Annotated in this window: 16 protein-coding genes and 1 tRNA gene; 11 read left to right on the top strand and 6 right to left on the bottom strand. The window is 61.8% G+C overall.

What is annotated here, in order from left to right; all coding sequences use genetic code 11:
• Positions 1-98: 98 nt before the first annotated feature.
• The 6 genes from ACLRGI_RS04100 to ACLRGI_RS04075 all read left to right on the top strand — a co-directional run bounded on the left by ACLRGI_RS04100 (position 99) and on the right by ACLRGI_RS04075 (position 9,885).
• Positions 99-1,853, top strand: a complete 1,755-nt coding sequence (locus ACLRGI_RS04100) for a glycerol-3-phosphate dehydrogenase/oxidase (protein ID WP_419200421.1) — start codon at positions 99-101, stop codon at positions 1,851-1,853.
• 47 nt (positions 1,854-1,900) lie between these two features.
• Positions 1,901-2,389, top strand: coding sequence for a PTS sugar transporter subunit IIA (locus tag ACLRGI_RS04095; protein ID WP_419200420.1), 489 nt, complete (start codon positions 1,901-1,903; stop codon positions 2,387-2,389).
• Positions 2,390-2,466: 77 nt separating this feature from the next.
• A complete protein-coding gene (locus ACLRGI_RS04090; RefSeq protein WP_419200419.1) occupies positions 2,467-3,336 on the top strand; it encodes an SURF1 family protein in 870 nt (289 codons plus the stop codon).
• Positions 3,333-3,833, top strand: a complete 501-nt coding sequence (locus ACLRGI_RS04085; RefSeq protein WP_419200418.1) for a DUF3817 domain-containing protein — start codon at positions 3,333-3,335, stop codon at positions 3,831-3,833. The genes ACLRGI_RS04090 and ACLRGI_RS04085 overlap by 4 nt, the downstream gene beginning before the upstream one ends.
• 107 nt (positions 3,834-3,940) lie before the next feature.
• Entirely contained in the window at positions 3,941-5,530 is a 1,590-nt protein-coding gene (gene guaA / locus ACLRGI_RS04080; protein WP_017200327.1) for a glutamine-hydrolyzing GMP synthase, read from the top strand.
• A 176-nt stretch (positions 5,531-5,706) separates the two neighbouring features.
• On the top strand, positions 5,707-9,885 hold the full coding sequence (locus ACLRGI_RS04075) for an AAA family ATPase (RefSeq protein ID WP_419200417.1): 4,179 nt from the start codon (positions 5,707-5,709) through the stop codon (positions 9,883-9,885).
• 26 nt (positions 9,886-9,911) lie between these two features.
• Here ACLRGI_RS04075 and ACLRGI_RS04070 read toward each other — a convergent pair whose 3' ends face one another.
• From ACLRGI_RS04070 to ACLRGI_RS04060, 3 genes are all read right to left on the bottom strand, one after another.
• Positions 9,912-10,508 carry an RcpC/CpaB family pilus assembly protein gene (locus ACLRGI_RS04070; protein ID WP_419200416.1) on the bottom strand — a complete coding sequence of 199 codons (597 nt, stop codon included), beginning with the start codon at positions 10,506-10,508 and terminating at the stop codon, positions 9,912-9,914.
• Between the two features lie 257 nt (positions 10,509-10,765).
• A complete protein-coding gene (locus ACLRGI_RS04065; RefSeq protein WP_419200415.1) occupies positions 10,766-11,023 on the bottom strand; it encodes an FmdB family zinc ribbon protein in 258 nt (85 codons plus the stop codon).
• 155 nt (positions 11,024-11,178) lie between these two features.
• Positions 11,179-11,793, bottom strand: a complete 615-nt coding sequence (locus ACLRGI_RS04060; RefSeq protein WP_419200414.1) for a 5-formyltetrahydrofolate cyclo-ligase — start codon at positions 11,791-11,793, stop codon at positions 11,179-11,181.
• Positions 11,794-11,892: 99 nt separating this feature from the next.
• Here ACLRGI_RS04060 and galU point away from each other — a divergent pair, with 99 nt between their 5' ends.
• The 5 genes from galU (at position 11,893) to ACLRGI_RS04035 (ending at position 15,404) form a co-directional block, all read left to right on the top strand.
• Complete coding sequence (gene galU / locus ACLRGI_RS04055) at positions 11,893-12,828, top strand: UTP--glucose-1-phosphate uridylyltransferase GalU (protein WP_419200413.1); 936 nt, start codon at positions 11,893-11,895, stop codon at positions 12,826-12,828.
• A gap of 8 nt (positions 12,829-12,836) precedes the next feature.
• Positions 12,837-13,451, top strand: coding sequence for a GNAT family N-acetyltransferase (locus tag ACLRGI_RS04050; protein ID WP_419200412.1), 615 nt, complete (start codon positions 12,837-12,839; stop codon positions 13,449-13,451).
• A gap of 145 nt (positions 13,452-13,596) precedes the next feature.
• Positions 13,597-14,487, top strand: coding sequence for a hypothetical protein (locus ACLRGI_RS04045; RefSeq protein WP_419200591.1), 891 nt, complete (start codon positions 13,597-13,599; stop codon positions 14,485-14,487).
• A 6-nt stretch (positions 14,488-14,493) separates the two neighbouring features.
• Positions 14,494-15,294, top strand: coding sequence for an SDR family oxidoreductase (locus ACLRGI_RS04040; RefSeq protein ID WP_419200411.1), 801 nt, complete (start codon positions 14,494-14,496; stop codon positions 15,292-15,294).
• A 37-nt stretch (positions 15,295-15,331) separates the two neighbouring features.
• Positions 15,332-15,404, top strand: a tRNA-Ala gene (locus tag ACLRGI_RS04035).
• 54 nt (positions 15,405-15,458) lie between these two features.
• Here the strand turns inward: ACLRGI_RS04035 and ACLRGI_RS04030 are convergent.
• The 3 genes from ACLRGI_RS04030 to ACLRGI_RS04020 form a co-directional block, all read right to left on the bottom strand.
• Entirely contained in the window at positions 15,459-15,926 is a 468-nt protein-coding gene (locus tag ACLRGI_RS04030; protein ID WP_419200410.1) for a hypothetical protein, read from the bottom strand.
• A 94-nt stretch (positions 15,927-16,020) separates the two neighbouring features.
• Entirely contained in the window at positions 16,021-16,284 is a 264-nt protein-coding gene (locus ACLRGI_RS04025) for a hypothetical protein (RefSeq protein WP_419200409.1), read from the bottom strand.
• Positions 16,268-16,972, bottom strand: a complete 705-nt coding sequence (locus ACLRGI_RS04020; RefSeq protein ID WP_419200408.1) for a signal peptidase I — start codon at positions 16,970-16,972, stop codon at positions 16,268-16,270. Before ACLRGI_RS04020 ends, ACLRGI_RS04025 begins: the two co-directional genes overlap by 17 nt.
• Positions 16,973-17,240: the final 268 nt, after the last annotated feature.

Here is a 17,240-nt window from a genome sequence, read left to right as displayed (position 1 = left end):
ATTTCTCCCCTGTCAGCTTCCAGCCGTTGCCCTGCCCAAGGCGGCAAGCAACAAGTAGGGTAGGGGACTACCAGCTGTTGCATTTGAGGAGGGGTCCGATGAGCAATGTCGCAGGCGGTCCGCAGGTGAATTCCCCGGGAGCACTGAGCCCGGAATCCCGTGTCGCATCAATCGAAGTCTTGAAAGCCACAGCCCAGGCCGGCAAAGAGCTCGACATCCTGATTGTCGGCGGCGGAGTGGTGGGAGCCGGTGCAGCCTTGGATGCTGTGACGCGTGGCCTTACCGTCGGCATCGTGGAGGCCCGCGACTGGGCATCCGGCACCTCGTCCAGGTCCTCCAAGCTCATCCACGGCGGGCTGCGTTACCTGGAGATGCTGGATTTCGGCCTGGTCCAGGAAGCCCTTCAAGAGCGCGGGTTGCTGATCCAGCAGATCGCGCCGCACCTGGTCCGCCCCGTGCCCTTCCTCTACCCTCTGACCCGCCGTATTTGGGAGCGCCCGTACGTGGGTGCGGGCATCATGCTATACGACACCCTGGGCCTGACTTCCGGCCATAGTCGCGGCGTCCCCATGCATAAGCACCTCTTCCGGCGCGGAACCCTGCGGGCAGCTCCGAGCCTCAAAGAAGATGCCTTTGTTGGATCCATCCGCTACTACGACGCCCAGGTGGACGACGCCCGTCTTGTGGTCAACCTGGTAAGGACAGCAGCGCATTACGGTGCCCACGCCGCCAACCGTGTCCGGGTGGTGGATTTCCTCCGCGAGGGTGAGCGCGTAGTCGGAGCCAAGGTGGAGAACCAAGAGGACGGCAGCGTCTTCGAAGTCAGGGCCAAGCAAGTGGTCAACGCTACGGGCGTCTGGACGGACGAAACGCAGGCCATGGTCACAGACCGGGGCCAACTCAAGGTCCGGGCGTCCAAGGGAATCCACCTGGTGGTGCCGCGCGACCGCTTCCAGTCCACGGTTGGGCTGATTCTTCGCACCGAGAAGTCAGTGCTCTTTGTGATCCCATGGGGCAGGCACTGGATCATCGGCACAACGGATACCGATTGGACGCTGGACAAGGCACACCCGGCAGCTTCCAGCAAGGACATCGATTATGTGCTGGAACATGTCAACAAGGTCCTCAAGCGTCCACTGACACGTGAAGACGTGGAGGGCGTTTATGCCGGGCTCCGCCCCTTACTGGCCGGCGACAACGACTCCACGGCCAAGCTGTCCCGGGAACATGTAGTGGCGCATCCTGTGCCCGGTCTCGTGGTGGTTGCCGGCGGGAAGTACACAACCTACCGTGTCATGGCCAAAGACGCCGTGGACGAGGCAACCAGGGCCATGGACGAACGTGTTCCGTCCAGCTGCACCGAAACCATTCCGCTCCTCGGTGCTGAGGGATTCAAAGCGGCGTGGAACCGACGCGGCAGATCCGCTGAACAGGCCGGTGTGCACGTGGCACGCGTGGAGCACCTGCTCAACCGTTTTGGATCCCTGACACCGGAAGTCCTGGACATCATCGCCGGACGGCCGGAGCTGGGGGAACCCCTTCCCGGAGCCGATGACTACCTGGCCGCAGAAGTTGTCTATGCAACAAGCCACGAGGGTGCCCGTCATGTTGACGATGTTTTGACCCGACGCACCCGGATATCCATAGAAGCATGGGACCGGGGTGTGTCAGCCGCGCCCGTAGTAGCTAAGCTGATGGGAGAAATCCTTGGCTGGAGCGAGACTCAGCGCGAAAGTGAAATCAAGCACTACCTGGCGCGCGTGGAAGCCGAACGGCTTAGTCAGCAGCAACCTGATGACGAATCGGCTGATGCCGCACGCATGGGAGTGGATGACATCGTTCCCCTTCGCTGACCAGCACAAGGAATTGAGGCCGGGAGGCCACAGGGAGGGAACACGACTTGGCTGAACCACTTGACCGGTACGACGCGGAACTGACCACCCCGGAGACGGTCATCCTTGAGCTTGTTGCCCAGGACAAGATCGATGCCGCTGCACAACTGGCTCATAGGCTCCACGCAGCAGGCAGAATTTCCGATCTTGAGGGCTTCCTCGAGCAGGTGCATTCGCGTGAGCACCAACTTGCCACCGGGCTTCCCGGCGGCATCGGATTGCCCCACGCACGTAGTGAATACGTAGACAGGATCTCCATCGCCGTTGGCGTGACCAAGTTTGGCCATGCCCTGGACTTCGGGGCAACTGACGGTCCGGCAACCCTGATCCTCCTTATCGCCACGCCTGCAAGTTCCTTTTCGGACCACCTTGAGGTTCTCGCCACGCTTGCACGATCACTTTCAAAGGAGTCGTTCCGGGAATCCCTGCGCCGGGCCCACGATCCCGAAGTCATTTCCGAACTCATCAACTCGAGCCTGGTGTTTTTCGACCACTAAAGAGTGGCGCTACCCTCCGGGCCGGCGGAACACACCTCGTTTCGTTGTTCTACAGCCGGACGAAGTACGGTTAAGGGGTGTTGAAAACCGCGTTGAAACCCCGCTGGATCGCAGGACTGGTCTTTGCCCTTCTGTTATCCGGGGTATTTGTGCTGCTCAGTCAATGGCAGCTCAGCCGGTCCGCCCAGTACGAGCCCCCTGCGCCGTCCAGTATCGAAGAAGTAAAACCGCTGGTGGACGTCCTCGAGCCTGGCCAGTTTTTCCCCGGTTCGGTCTCGGACCAGATGGTCACCGCGACGGGAACATACGATCCCGCTAAGCAGGTCCTCGTTGAGGGCCGCCTTTTTAACAACCAAAAGGGTTTCTGGATCGTCTCTGCCTTTGCGGTCGACGGTGCTCCCACGCTCAAGGGCGTCGGTGCCTCCCCACAAACGTGGATCCCCGTTGCCCGCGGATGGGTGGCTGATGCCGCCCAAGCCGGCCCGCCGCCGTCGGGAACCATCACCTTGACCGGTCGCCTCATCCCTTCCGAAGCGCCGCTTCCAAAAGTCGACGCCGGTCCGGGTCGGGCTTCTGCAGTCTCAACGGCAGAACTCATCAACAAGTGGGAAGTCTCCAGCTATCAGGGCTTCATCGCGGCGACATCGGAAGTCTCCGGCGGAGTGACCATTCCCCTTGGTGATGACATCAAGGCATTGAACATCCCACCACAGCCCCCTGCAGAGCAGGTCAACTGGCTGAACCTCTTCTATGCGGTGGAATGGGTTGTCTTTGCCGGCTTCTCGATCTTCATTTGGTGGCGGCTGGTGAAGGACGACTACCGGCGCGACCTTGAAGAAGACGAAGACGAAGACGAAGACGAAGATGACGACTTCGACGAAGCAGACCAAGCCGGGGCAACCGCAGAACCCACCAGCCCAGAGCCAGAACAAAAGGTGCAGCAATGATTGAGCCAAAACCGGCGATCCAGCCCGAACAATCCGGACCCAAGCCCAAGAAGCGGCGCTTCGGGGGGACGGAAGCGCAAATCCGTTCGGCGTTGAAGTTTTACAAAGTCATGGCATACCTCACGGGTGCAATGCTTCTGCTGCTGTGCGCCGAATTGATCGCCAGATACGGCTTTGGTGCCTCACTCTTCGCCGGCGGGACAAATGCCGTTACGGGCCAGCCGTTCGGCTTTGGTTTTGCTGAATCCGAGCCCAAGGGGGTCATCGGCGGCTTCAACATCTCCACTTCCGTGCTGATCGTGCACGGTTGGATGTACGTGGTCTACCTGGTTTCCAACTTCCGCCTGTGGTCGCTCATGCGCTGGCCGTTCGCCAAGATGGTCCTTTTGGCGCTGGGTGGAGTCATCCCGCTGCTTTCCTTCATCGTGGAGAAGAAATTCCACGCGCAGGTGGAAGTGGAACTCGCAGCGAACCCGCAGGCATCCAAGCGCTACTAGGCCCTCACGGCCTTCTTATGTGAGATGCCTAACGGCGAGGCCTCTTTTGGCCCTCGGCCGCCCTTGTCAACGTGCACCGGGGCGGCCCGGCAAAGTAGTCTTGTCTGGTGACTACTCCCACCGCACCCCAAACTTCCCAGAAGCCGGTGCTGGTTGTTGACTACGGTGCCCAGTACGCGCAGCTGATTGCCCGCCGCGTCCGCGAAGCGAATGTGTATTCGGAAATTGTTCCGCATACCTTCACCACCGAGCAGCTTCTGGCCAAGAACCCGGCAGCCATCATTCTCTCCGGAGGTCCCTCAAGCGTCTACGCCGAGGGCGCCCCGTTCGTGGGCGCCGACCTCTTCGAGGCCGGCGTTCCCGTTTTCGGCATCTGCTACGGCTTCCAAGCCATGGCGAATGCCCTCGGTGGCAAGGTGGCCCAGACCGGTTTGCGGGAGTACGGCGCCACCGAAGCGCTCCTTGTGGGTGACGCACGCTCCATCCTCGACGGTGTTCCGTCGTCGCAGAACACATGGATGAGCCACGGCGACTCCGTTCACGAGGCCCCCGAGGGCTTCGAGGTGCTGGCCACGACGGCGGGAGCTCCGGTAGCTGCCTTCGCCAATGACGAGAAGCGCCTTTACGGTGTGCAGTGGCACCCGGAAGTGAAGCACTCCGTCCTTGGACAGCACGTCTTGGAGAACTTCCTGTTCAAGGGCGCGGGCCTGAGCCCAAACTGGACCACGGGCAACATCCTCGAAGAGCAGGTGGACCGTATCCGCCAACAGATTGGCGATTCCAAGGTCATCTGCGGCCTCTCCGGTGGTGTCGACTCGGCAGTGGCTGCCGCTCTGGTGCAGCGCGCTGTCGGTGACCAGTTGACTTGTGTGTTCGTTGACCACGGTCTGCTGCGTGAAGGCGAAGCGGAACAGGTTGAACGTGACTTTGTGGCAGCAACGGGTGTCAACCTGTACGTTGCGAACGAGCAGGAGCGTTTCCAGTCAGCTTTGGCCGGAGTCAGCGATCCCGAGACAAAGCGCAAGATCATTGGCCGGGAATTCATTCGCGCGTTCGAGGAAGCGGAACGGGCCATCATCGCCCAGGCTGCTGCCGAGGGTGAAAAAATCAAATTCCTGGTCCAAGGCACGCTGTACCCGGACGTCGTAGAATCCGGCGGCGGCGAAGGCGCTGCCAACATCAAGAGCCACCACAACGTGGGTGGGCTCCCGGAGGACCTGCAGTTTGAGCTCGTCGAGCCGCTGCGGGCCCTTTTCAAGGACGAAGTTCGTGCCGTTGGCGCCCAGCTTGGCCTTCCGCAGGAGATCGTCGGCCGCCAGCCCTTCCCGGGGCCCGGCTTGGGAATCCGCATTGTGGGCGAAGTAACCAAGGAGCGGCTGGACCTGCTGCGCAAGGCTGACGCCATAGCCCGCGCTGAGCTGACGGCGGCCGGTCTGGACAACGACGTATGGCAGATGCCGGTGGTCCTCCTGGCTGATGTCCGCAGCGTTGGTGTCCAGGGCGACGGCAGAACCTATGGCCACCCGATTGTGCTGCGTCCGGTGTCTTCTGAAGACGCCATGACGGCTGACTGGTCGCGGTTGCCGTATGACCTGCTTGCCCGGATCTCCAACAGGATCACCAATGAGGTGGACGGCGTTAACCGCGTGGTACTGGACGTCACCAGCAAGCCACCGGGAACCATCGAGTGGGAATAGCATTCTAAGTGGCCGGCTTCCTCTGGGAGGCTGGCCACTGTGCTTGAACCTGGCAGCCGTCAGCGAGGATACATACTTATTTCGCAATTGCCGCCAGCTGTGAAAAGACGGCGAATTTCGCGATGGAACAGCGTTGCGGAGCGGGCTTCCCAAGGATTCCCGCTACTCTCGAAAGTATGCCGGTATGGTCCAAGGCGTCTAAAGCTAGTACAGAAAAGAAGGCAGAAGTCGTGTCAGTAGGTCAAGGCCAGGAAGAGGGCTCCGAAGAGCTCCGCAAATGGCTGTCTGGTCTTAAACCCGTCACCGGGGCAGATACGATGCTGCGCTTCGTCAAGACGCCTGAAGGCGCCATCGATCTGAGCAACGCGCACCCTTCCGGGCTGGCGCAGTTGCTTGCTGGCCGCCGAACACGGTTGTCCACGCTGATCAGGGACCGTCAACAGTATTTGGTGGCGGCCAGGGCAGCCCGCAACATACGGTCCAAGATCTTCGAGCTCAGCAACGACCGCGGCATTGAGGCCGGTTACTTGTCCGCCGGGACTGTGGTGTGGACTTCGGCCGTTGGTGGAAAGCCACAGCGCGTTTCCGCTCCGGTGATGCTCACGTCCATCGTCCTTACGGTCAGGCCGGGCGAAGATGACTTCGAACTCCAGCTCACCGAGCAAGCACGCATGAACCCCGCGCTGGTGCGTCATCTGAAGACCGTGCACGGCATTGTCTTCGACGTCAACGCTGTGGCGCGCATGGCCTACAACACTGCCAGGCTCGATCCCCAACCGGTCTTGGACCGTCTGTCTACGCTCATCCAGCCTATTCATGGCGCAGAGGTGGAATTCAACCTGCTGGTCACCACCCTGGCTGACCTCTCCGGCAACCTTGATGATCCCTGGATCAACATGAACAACCCCACGGTTGCGGCCCTCTCGACTGCGGCCAACGGAGGTGACATTGAGCCGGAGCCCATCAAGGCGGGCAGGTTCCCCAGCTTGGACCTCCGGGATCCTGCCGATGAACTCCTTTTGCTCGATGCCGATACCGATCAGCAGTACGTGGTGGACGCCGTCCGCGCCGGGGACTCCCTTGTTGTGTCCACTCCCCCTGGAAGCGGACAGACGCAGACTGCCATTAATGCGATCGGTGCGTTGGTCAGCGAGGGAAAGTCCGTCTTGGTGGTGGGAGACAGGCAGTCCAGCCTGGCGGGTCTTTCTGCCCACCTCGAATCGCTGGGCCTTGAGTCGATGCTGTTCCGGCCTGGTAACGGGACCACTCCGCAACAACTCAAGGGTCAGCTGGTCAGGGCCATCATGCGCAATGAGAAAGCGCTTGAACCCCAACTTGGCAATCTTCACCAGACACTGACCGGCCACCGGCATGCCTTGATGGACCATGTTGCCTCGTTGCACAACGTACGTGAGCGCTGGGGTTGCTCGCCTTATCAGGCGATGCAATCGCTCGCCGAACTGACGTCCATACACCCCGCGCCTTCCACCACCGTGCGCTTGAAGCGAAGTGTCCTGGACAATATCAAGGACCGCGAAGAGCTTGCGGGCCGGCTGCGTCGTGCTGCTGAGCTTGGCAGCTTCAGCAAGGCCTCCACGTCCAGCCCTTGGTACGGCGCCCGTTTGGTCACCCGCAAGGAGACCGGGGAAGCACAGCAGCTTGCCCGTTTGACGGAGGAGAAGCTCCCCGTCCTGCGTGACCGCATGAAGCAGCTTTCCGATCATGCCGAGATTCGTTTGGGCGAAACTTTTTCAGAGTGGGGCGCCCAACTCGAACTGTTGATCGCCGTACGGGAAAGCCTGGACAAGTTCACCCCGGATATCTTCGACCGGCCCGTGCATGACCTCATCTCCGCCACTGCCAGCTCCGCTTGGCGCCGTGAGCGCAACCTTGAAATGCCCTCGATGCAGCGCTCCCGCCTTCGCAGGGTGGCCAAGGAGTACGTGCGGCCCGGCGTCCACATCGTCGACCTCCACAGCTCCTTGGTCCTTGTCCAGGAACAGCGTGCCCTATGGGCGGGGTACGCTACAACCCAGCGGCACCCGGCCGTACCTTCCGGCCTGGCCGACCTCGGGGCCCTCTACCGGGAACTCGATGGCGAACTGACCCGCCTTGGCGAGGCGCTCAAGCACACGTCCGACGGCGGTTCGCTGCACGAGACGCCGTATCTGCAATTGATGGAACGTCTTGAGCGGCTTGTCGCGGACACAGCCACCTTGGAAACTCTTCCCGAGCGGACGCTCCTCATCGAAGAAATGCGCGAGCACGGACTTGGTGAGTTGCTTGCCGACCTTGCAGCCAGGGAAGTCCCGGCGTCGTCCGTGGCCGCCGAGTTGGACCTGGCCTGGTGGCAGTCCGCTTTGGAAGCCATGATCAGCGGTGATGATTACCTTGCCATGTCTGATGGTGATTCGTTGCGTCGCCTCGAAGCGGAGTATCGCTTGGCCGACCAAGCGCACATCGCAAGTGGCGCGGCCCGCCTCCGTTGGCAGCTTGCCCGGAAATGGCGCCAGGGCCTTGTTGAGCACCCCAGGCAGGCGGAGTTGCTCCGTGCCCTGTTGAAGGATGGACGGGTGACCCTGCCCGCGCTGAGTGCCCAAGCGCCGGACCTCGTGCCGCTGCTGGTCCCCGTGTGGTCCGTCAGCCCATATTTGCTGACGGGCGTTCTCCCGGCGGAGCAGAAGTTTGACGCCGTGGTGGTCATCGATGCCGAATCCACTTCCCTGCAGGCGGTTCTTCCGGCGATCGCCCGAGCACCGCAGGTAGTCGCCTTCGGTGATGCGAAGATCGCCAGTGCGCGTACTTTCAGCGTGGCCGTGGAACCTCCGGTTGCCGGGGTGGCCAACCATGAGAACGTGGACAGCGCATTCAAGGCTCTGGCCCGGGTCCTTCCCACTTGGCAATTGAACTGGGTCTACCGTGCGGTGGACGAGGACTTGATCCTCCAGTTGAGCAAGAACTACTACGACGGCGGCCTCCGGCGCCTGCCCGATGGCAATTCGGTGACGGGCCTGGACCGGTCCATCCACGTTGAGTACATACCCGACGGAACCGGGCTGCCCGGAGCGGACCACGAAGGTGTCGAGTCCGTCACTGCGGAGGTCAACCGAGTGGTGGACCTTGTATTCGAACACGCGAGGCTCCGGCCGCGTACCTCCCTGGCGGTAGTGACCGCGAGCCTGCGCCATGCTGCCAGGATCGGCGAGGCCATCAGGCTTCAATTGCCCAACCACCCCCTCTTGTCCAGCTTCTTCGGAGCTGGCCCCGAGTCCTTCCGTGTGGTTGACCTTGAACGCGCTCAGGGCTTGGTGCGGGACCACGTGATTTTCTCGCTGGGCTACGGCCGCACTCCGCATGGCCGGGCGCTGCACTCCTTCGGCCCGCTGTCCACGGAAGGCGGGCGGAACCGCTTCGCGCTGGCGATGACCCGGGCCCGGCGCTCCATGCACGTCCTGACGTGCTTCCGGCCCGAGGATCTCGACCTTGATCGCCTGGCACATGGCGCGGTGGACTTCTATGAACTGCTGGATCGTGAGCTCTCCGGTAACAGTAACCTCGGAACACCCGCCTCCCGTGCCGTGGCCAGTGAGCAGGCACTGGGCGAGGATCCTTTGGTGGCCGATCTTGGCGAAAGGTTGCGTGCCCGGGGAGCCCGCGTTTGGCATCTTTACGATGGCGTGCTGGACATCGCGGCGGCGGCTGACCCCGTCCACACCATTGGGCGGGAGGGTGCTGAAATACCCACCCCTGTGGCCATTGAATCCGATGGCACTGAACGGTACCGGCGGATGAGCGTCCGTGAACGGAGCCGGTTGCGGCCGCAATTGCTTGAGCGCATGGGCTGGCGCTACATGTCGCTCTGGACCATCGAGGTCTTTACGGATCCTTCGTCCTGTGCGGACAGGATTGGTGCCTACCTGGGGCTTGAGAACCACATCGCCCAGTCGGCATCGGCCCACCATGGCTTCCTGCATTCGGATGGTGAAGAATTGAATTCGGGCAAGGAACGGCCCGCTGTAGACTCGGCTTCCGTCGACGATGATGGCGAACCTCAAGGCGTCGAGCGTAGGGCAGCTGGCGATCTTGAGACAATCAGCTCGGCGGAAAATGGGAAAGAAGCACCACTGATGGATCAGGAAACAGGCACTGAAGACCTGGCTACGCCGGAACCCGGCATGCCGGGCAACAGCGCAGGCGACGAAGCTGCGGAGTCCAAGGCAACTGCGGCTAAGGCGGGCTCCGGCGGAATCCTTCCAACCAGGGCGGCCGAAGATGATCCCCGGCGTTGGGGCGATGACTCCGGCTACGACCATGAGCAGTGGCTTAAGGAGCAGAAGCCCCCTCACTGGGGATGAATCCTTGGCGGTAGCTGAGCCGGCCATTACGGGCTGACCAAAACAAAGAAGAGCTTGCCTTGCGTTGATGCGCCGGCAAGCTTTTCTGCTTGTTGGGGATCGGCGGCCACCACCACCAGCCCATCGGTGTCTCCTGTCCCGAGCCATTCACCAGGCTTGCCGCCCTGCGCTGATGTCCAAAGAACGGGCACCGGGCCTGCAAGAACCTGGCTTTCCCTGGCCTCGTCATAGGAACCCGCTGCAGTGAGGACCACCGTTACCAATTGCCCGGGAGTGAGGAGCTGGATAGAGGAGGGGTCAGCCATCCGGAGGGGGACTGCTGCCGAGCCCAGGGGTGCACCCGTCAGGAGTCCAGGTCCCAACAAGCTCGCTTCTGTGGGTATTTGTCCTCTGCGGAGGGGGGACGCGAGCTGGCGGCCAGCAAGGATGCCTAAGCTATCTGCAGCGCCGGTAATTGCGAGGTCGGATGGCACCCCAACGCTGGTGAAATCAGATTCAGTGAGGCTGGTTCCCGTGGGGAGGTCCCGGGCCGCTACAACGACGCTCACTCGCTGCTCCGAGGCGGGAGTAAGCTGCTGGACTGCTATGCCGGCAGCCACGCACAGCAGAAGCGCTACGGTCAAACGGCGGTTTCGTGCGATCCAGGATCCAAACCCGGAACGCCGGCCCCTTTGACCGACATGAGTTCCAGTGCGGAACCGGCTGAACGTTGAAGTGTTGCCGGCGGGGGAGCGATTCAGCGGGGGCCGATTACCTGCGGCTGCTGCTGAACGTTCGGCCCGGGCAAGGAGGGCGCTGCGTGACGTATAAGACATGCAGCCACGCTAGCCAGCTCCCTGGACCGCTAGACAGCGCTTAGTTGCGCTATGTGGAAAACCCTCTAGCTGACCGCAGCTGCAGCAGCCGGTGCTGCAGGAGCAGCTGGTGCGGCAGGTGCTGCCGAAACGGTGCTGCCCTTGGCGTCACGGGAATCAGTCCGGTAGAAACCGGAGCCCTTGAAGACGACGCCGACGCTGTTGAACTTCTTGCGAAGCGCACCCTTGCACTCAGGGCACTCCGTCAGGGAGCTGTCAGAAAAGGACTGGACGATGTCAAAGGCATGGTCACAGTCTTTGCAGGCGTATGCGTATGTGGGCACTGAGTTCCTCCTTCAGGACAAAGTTCAGGTCCTGTGCAACCTCAGCGGAGAAATTCCGCTTTAGCAGTCGCAGGGCCTGAGTGCCAATTCTATCATCGGTCCATGTGGGGAGTACCAGCGGATGTGCCTGACCTCACTTGGCAGGCAAGGATCGGTCAATCGAGCTCAGCAGCGGCATTGAGCCGGACGATACCCGACGGGGTCAGCACTTGACGCACCGGGCGATCGAACGCTTCGGCGGGAATGGAGCCGGAAGGCAACAAATCGTCGTCGTAAACCACTGCGATGGTGGGCGGCCGCCGGCCTGAAGCATCGAGGCCTTGGAGGAGTCGGTCGTAGTATCCACCGCCTTGGCCGATACGGTTTCCGTCCCGGTCCACCGCTGTTGCCGGCATGAAGATTCCAGCCGCTTCGGCTACCACCGAGCTTTCAAGGCGTTCACCCTCCGGCTCATCTATAGGTGCGTAGGAGGACCTGGCAAAGACCGTGGAAGGTGTCCAATACACCCAACTCAGTAGCCGGCCCGGCTCACAAACGGGAAGCAGGACCCGGTGCCCGGCCTCGTGCAGTGAACTGATGAGGGGGAGGGTGGGTGGCTCGAAAGCTACGCCCAGGTACACGGCGAAAACGGCGGCGCCGTCGGAGGAGACCTCCACCGCCCAAGCTGTCCCGTGCCGCGCAAGCGAGTCGCCCGCCGCGGCTATGTGCTCAGGAGTGAGGGTCCTCCTGTACAGCCGGCGACTGCTGCGGATGTCTTCCTTTGTTGCCATCTGTGTCCGATCGTGTGGTCCCTGGCTTGCCCCTGCGGCAGCAGATGCTGCCGCGCCCAAAAAGGAAATGTGCGTCCCAGGCGGCGAGGGGTTTAGCCGATGATGTGTTCCGTCCGTTACATTAGTCCGGTGACTCTAGAAAACAACGCTGTCCGTAAGGCCGTCATCCCCGCAGCGGGCCTTGGCACCCGGTTCCTTCCCGCCACCAAGGCAATGCCGAAGGAAATGCTGCCCGTGGTGGACAAGCCTGCCATCCAGTATGTCGTCGAAGAAGCGGTCAAAGTAGGCCTGCATGACGTCCTGATGATCACGGGACGCAGCAAGCGCGCACTGGAAGACCACTTTGACCGAGTGCCGGCTCTGGAAGCCACCTTGGCTGAAAAGGGCGACACCGCCAAGCTTGAAGCCATCCAATCCGCCACCAACCTCGGTGATATCCACTACGTCCGTCAAGGCGACCCGAACGGCCTCGGCCACGCAGTCCTTCGTGCAAAGCAGCACGTCGGCTACGAGCCCTTCGCCGTCCTGCTTGGCGATGACCTGATCGATGCCCGCGAAGACCTGCTGAGCGAGATGATCGCGGTTCAGCAGAAGACCGGCGGTTCCGTGGTTGCCCTCATTGAGGTGGAGCCCTCCAAGATCAGCGCCTATGGTTGCGCCGATGTTGAAGACAACGGTGAGGATGGCTACGTGCGCATCAAACAGCTTGTTGAGAAGCCGTCTCCGGAAGAAGCGCCGTCAAACCTTGCCGTGATCGGCCGCTACGTGCTCCACCCGGCCGTGTTCGACGTCCTGGAAAACACTAAGCCCGGACGTGGTGGAGAGATCCAGTTGACGGACGCCCTTGAGGTGCTCGCTGCCGGCGAGGGCGAAGGCTACGGCGTCTACGGCGTCGTCTTCCGCGGCCGTCGCTATGACACCGGTGACAAGCTCAGCTACCTCAAGGCCTGCATCGAGCTTGCCTGCGAACGCGAAGACCTCGGTCCCGAGCTTCGCGAGTGGCTGCCCAACTTCACAGCCGCCCTCCCCAAATAAGCAAATTCATGGTGTATGGCTCTGCGATCTGGCCGGTGACGCTGGAAAGCGGAGACCTGACGCTTCGGCCTATCCGCTACCGCGACAAGAGGGAGTGGTCCGAGGTTCGTTCGCGGAACAGTGAGTGGCTTGCGCCGTGGGAGGCGTCCAACCCGGCCCCGGGTGGGCGCCTTCCCAGCTACCGCCAAATGGTGGGATCCTTGAACGAACAGGCCCGTCAGGCGACCGCTCTGCCGTTTCTCATTGTTGAGCGCACCGACGGCTTTCGCGATCCACGAATTGTCGGGCAACTGACGGTCTCGTCCATCGTGTGGGGGTCGGCCATGATGGCGACGCTCGGATATTGGGTTGATAAGGACCGTGCCGGGCACGGCATCGCTCCCACAGCGGTGGCGATGGCCACTGACCACTGTTTCAGGGTCTTGGGATTGCACCGTATGGAGATCAACATCCGGCCGGAGAACGCACCCAGTTTGAGGGTGGTGGAGAAACTCGGATTCCGGGATGAGGGTTATCGGGAGCGCTACCTCCACATCAACGGAGAATGGGCTGACCACCGCTCTTTTGCGCTGACCTCAGAGGAAGTTCCAGAGGGACTTCTGCGACGGTGGCTCAGAGGATAAACGGGCAGGTCATGGGCCTTTTTGCTCATATCTCCAGTCATTTGCGGACTCGCCGACGACACACCGGCCGCAATGCCGCCGCACCCGTCGATTTGCTTCTACGGTTTTGAATGTGGACTTCCCTCTCAGCAGCTCAGTGATACTCGTGGTCACTGTTGCGCTGTGGATGGTCTGGGTGGCGCCCTATGTTCTGCGGAACAGGCGGCAACAAGTCCAAACGGCCGCTGTTCCAGCAGAGGCTTTTGATGACGAACCAGACGAAACGCAGGCAGGGGTGGTATTGACTTTGGCACCTCAGCAGGAGAAACCGATGGAGACCATGCACAGCAAAGCACCGGCGTCGCCCCAGGAATCCCGTGCGGCCGGGCCCTCCCTCGGGAAGGTCCCCACCACTCCGTTCACTATCCGCTATGCCCGGCTGACGCTGGCATTGGCAGGTCTTGCCCTGCTGGTGACAGCCGCTGTTTCCGGCGTCCTCAGGATTTTGGGGATCGGTTCCGTCTGGTTGCCGCTGGTGTCTCTCATCGGTGCGGTACTCGCCGTCGTAACCTTGCGGAAACTCGCCCTGCGGGATCTTCGCGAACGCCGGGCGCGCCGTGCTGCCCAGGCCACCCGCATCCCAACACCTGCGCGGTACCTGCCGAAGGAGCCGGCTGTGGATTCGAAGGCAACCACGGTTTTCGACGCCGAAGCCTCCAGCCGTGAGGCCGCCCGATTGTCTGCCGTCGAACTGCGGCAGGCAGCCCTTGCAGTTGCCGTTGCCGCCGGAGACAAATCAGCTGAGGTTGCAAAGGATTCGAAGGGTGCCAGTTGGCAGCCAGTCGAGGTCCCGAAGCCAACGTACGTCGCTGCTGCCAAGGCGCCGCGTCCAGCTCCTGAGCCTTTGGATCTCCCCGAGGCACCCAAGCCCGTGGGCAAGCCTGTCCTGAAGCAAAACGTCGAACAGTCTGAGGCCGCAGCTGCTGTAGTTGCCTCCGCCAAGGGCCACAGTGCCCTGAGCAACCTGGACGATGTCCTGCAGCGTCGCCGCGCCTAGCCAACCATGACGACGCTCTGCGTTGCGGGTGGCACGGGCCAGGTAGGTCGTGAGGTTGTCCGGCTCGCCGTTGCGGCCGGGCACAGGGTTTCAGTCCTCAGCCGCCATGTGCCGCCACTCGGCTCGTCCAAGCACCACGACGGCGTTACTTACCTTGCGGGCGACGCCACCACAGGAGAGGGTTTGGCAGCCGCCGTGGCGGGTGCCGACGTCGTCATTGACTGCCTTGAGGGGCAGTTCGGAAAAGCTCAAAAGCAGTTCGCCGACGGCGGCGGGAGACTTCTCACTGCAGCGCACATGGCTGGTGTTCAAAAGGCGGTGACGCTGTCCATCATCAATTGCGACCTGACTTCCTTTGCCTACTACGCCTCCAAGGCTGCCAAGGAACGGAAGTATGCGGAGTCGCCGCTGCAGACTGTCGTAGTCCGTGCCACCCAGTTCCATGGACTGGTGGCGATGATCTTCGCGGCCGGTGCGAAGGTGCGGCTGGTCCCCACTTTCAAAGGGGCCAGGTTCCAATCGATCTCGCCTGAGGATGCTGCAGCGGCGTTGCTTGCGGCCGCTGTGGATCATTCGCAGCCGGAGCAGCATCGCACGGTGACAATAGCGGGTCCGGAAGTCCAGACCATGCGGCAGATGGCAGAGTCCTGGAAGCTGGTAACGGGCGCGAGGGGCAAGATTGTTGAGCTGCCTCTACCCGGGCCGATGGGCGACTTTCTTCGCGCCGGACACAACCTGAGCGCGGAGCCGCCGTATGGCAGGCAGACGTTCGTGTCCTGGTTGGAAAAGCGAAGGGAAAGTTTGTAGCCTAAGGACACCGGCCACCCAGGTGTGGTTTGGCTCGGGGGCTATAGCTCAGTTGGTAGAGCGCTTCGTTCGCATCGAAGAGGTCAGGGGTTCGAATCCCCTTAGCTCCACAGATTTCGAGTCCCTACGGCTGCTCGAAAAGCCAAAAATCGTCCGTCCACGCATCAGGGGCAATTCAGTGTGCCGCTCAGGGGCTGTCCGGTCCAGGAATTCGTGGAGTTAGGGACCTTGTAATACCCGCGGATCTGGTAGGTCCAGGTTCCGGACAAGTTGCTAATGCTCTGGACCCCTGAGGTGTAGGAACGTCCGGAGCTCTTGCTCATATCGCCGCTGAACTGCACCACGCCATCCGGATCGATGACCTTCAGCTCGTGATAGTTGGCGAACGGGACAGTCGGGAAACTGGTGACACTGATCTTGGCTTGGGCGAACCAGAGGAAGGAATCGCAGCTTTTGGTCACAGCCACGGTGTTGGCTGCCGGGGCCGGAATGCGCGCCGCAGTGAGTGCCATTGCACCAGTATCGGTGTCGTTGAACCGCGCGTGTGCGGGTGACACCTGGACACCCATCACCAGGAGTATCGCGGCCATGATAATGACCGGTACTTGCCAGATGATGCCCTTGCCCTGCATGCGCGTGGTCCTCGTTCCCGTAGCGTGGTGTTCTCTCCTTCCAAGTCTGCCCACGCGGTCTCAGGAACGTCCTCGGTGAACGCTCAAGGTCTGCTCAAGAATGGAAATATCCCCTACGCCGGTTCAATGTGGCGTGGGCTGCCCGGATGACGCTGGACCGTGACGCCAGGCAGCGGTCGGCTGTCTGTTGCAGGGCAGGGAGTGCTTGGGTGGCTTCGTCGAAGTGGTTTTCCCGGATCATCGAGAGGTACTTCGCCAGGAACCTCAGGGCGGGTTTCGGGTCACCAAGTTCATTGGCGAGGGGCTGGATTCGGCTCACATCCCATTCGCTGGCGGCGGGCTTACGCGGGGGCTTCATCCCCGGCCCCTGCGACGCCTTCCGGCGTTGACTTGTTGGGGTCTTTGCTCCAGATGGAGGCGAGCATTCCGATGACCAGGATGGTGGGTGCGCCGTACATGAGGATGTTCATGACGATGGGTTCGCGGAGGGCGCGGATGGCGTTGCCCACGTAGGGGATGGTGGCGATCTGCTTGTCCACGGTTTTGCCTTGGAGGGTCGCGATCCAGGGGTCGATTCCGTTGTTGGCGTCGCCTTTGGTTTGGACTGCGACGCCGCCGTCGGCGGTGGTGGTGATCTCGGTGACGCGGTGGGTTTCCACGCGCTGGTCTTCGACGGGGATGTGGTAGGTGATGACGTCGCCCACTTTGATGTCCGTGACGGGTGTGGGAATGGTGACGACGACGTCGCCGGGGTTGATCAGCGGGGCCATGGAGCCGGTGAGCATGGTTGAGGTCTGGTAGCCCAGTATCCGGGGTCCGATTGCCAGGAAGAGGAACACTATGGCGGCGAGGATCAGCATGCCCGCGCCGATGCCCTTGGCTGCCTTGCCGGCAACCCGGCGGACGGCGCGCAGCTTGCCGCTGACTACAGTTGCGTTGGCCGCTGCGGACTGCTTCACAGCGGCGGTCTTGGTGACCTGTGTGGATTTCCCAGCGGAACGCCGGCCTTGGACGGCGGGAGTGGAGATGGTGCTCAGTGCGCTCATGCCTGCGTTCCTTTCACGTGTTCGTTGTGCTTTTAGTTTGTGCGGCCAGGCTCAAGGCCGGGTGCACCGCGGCCTCAAGACTTGCTCAGGAAATGGCAATGTGACTGGATCAGGAAAATGGACCGGGGACCGGCCTGAAGGGCAAACAGGCCGGCCCCCGGGGCCTTGGGAGGAGCCTTCTTGGTTCCTTGTGTCGCAGTGCTTATTTGGTGGTTTCGGTGCGTTGGGTGCCGGTGAAGGCGAATTCGATGGTGGAGGTGGCGCCTTG

Origin of the sequence: Paenarthrobacter sp. PPS72 (genome assembly GCF_048537125.1) — a bacterium.
Lineage (GTDB): Bacteria > Actinomycetota > Actinomycetes > Actinomycetales > Micrococcaceae > Arthrobacter > Arthrobacter nitroguajacolicus_E.
The sequence above is the reverse complement of the archived record's forward strand: the minus strand, read 5'-3'. Positions and strand labels throughout refer to the sequence as shown.

Excerpts from the sequence above, each read along its gene's own strand:
- ACLRGI_RS04075 (WP_419200417.1), top strand. The coding sequence starts at position 5,707 with ATGCCGGTATGGTCCAAGGCGTCTAAAGCTAGTACAGAAAAGAAGGCA.
- ACLRGI_RS04085 (WP_419200418.1), top strand. The coding sequence starts at position 3,333 with ATGATTGAGCCAAAACCGGCGATCCAGCCCGAACAATCCGGACCCAAG.
- ACLRGI_RS04040 (WP_419200411.1), top strand. The coding sequence starts at position 14,494 with ATGACGACGCTCTGCGTTGCGGGTGGCACGGGCCAGGTAGGTCGTGAG.
- ACLRGI_RS04100 (WP_419200421.1), top strand. The coding sequence starts at position 99 with ATGAGCAATGTCGCAGGCGGTCCGCAGGTGAATTCCCCGGGAGCACTG.
- ACLRGI_RS04025 (WP_419200409.1), bottom strand. The coding sequence starts at position 16,284 with ATGAAGCCCCCGCGTAAGCCCGCCGCCAGCGAATGGGATGTGAGCCGA.
- ACLRGI_RS04050 (WP_419200412.1), top strand. The coding sequence starts at position 12,837 with ATGGTGTATGGCTCTGCGATCTGGCCGGTGACGCTGGAAAGCGGAGAC.
- ACLRGI_RS04060 (WP_419200414.1), bottom strand. The coding sequence starts at position 11,793 with ATGGCAACAAAGGAAGACATCCGCAGCAGTCGCCGGCTGTACAGGAGG.
- galU (WP_419200413.1), top strand. The coding sequence starts at position 11,893 with ATGATGTGTTCCGTCCGTTACATTAGTCCGGTGACTCTAGAAAACAAC.
- ACLRGI_RS04030 (WP_419200410.1), bottom strand. The coding sequence starts at position 15,926 with ATGCAGGGCAAGGGCATCATCTGGCAAGTACCGGTCATTATCATGGCC.
- ACLRGI_RS04020 (WP_419200408.1), bottom strand. The coding sequence starts at position 16,972 with ATGAGCGCACTGAGCACCATCTCCACTCCCGCCGTCCAAGGCCGGCGT.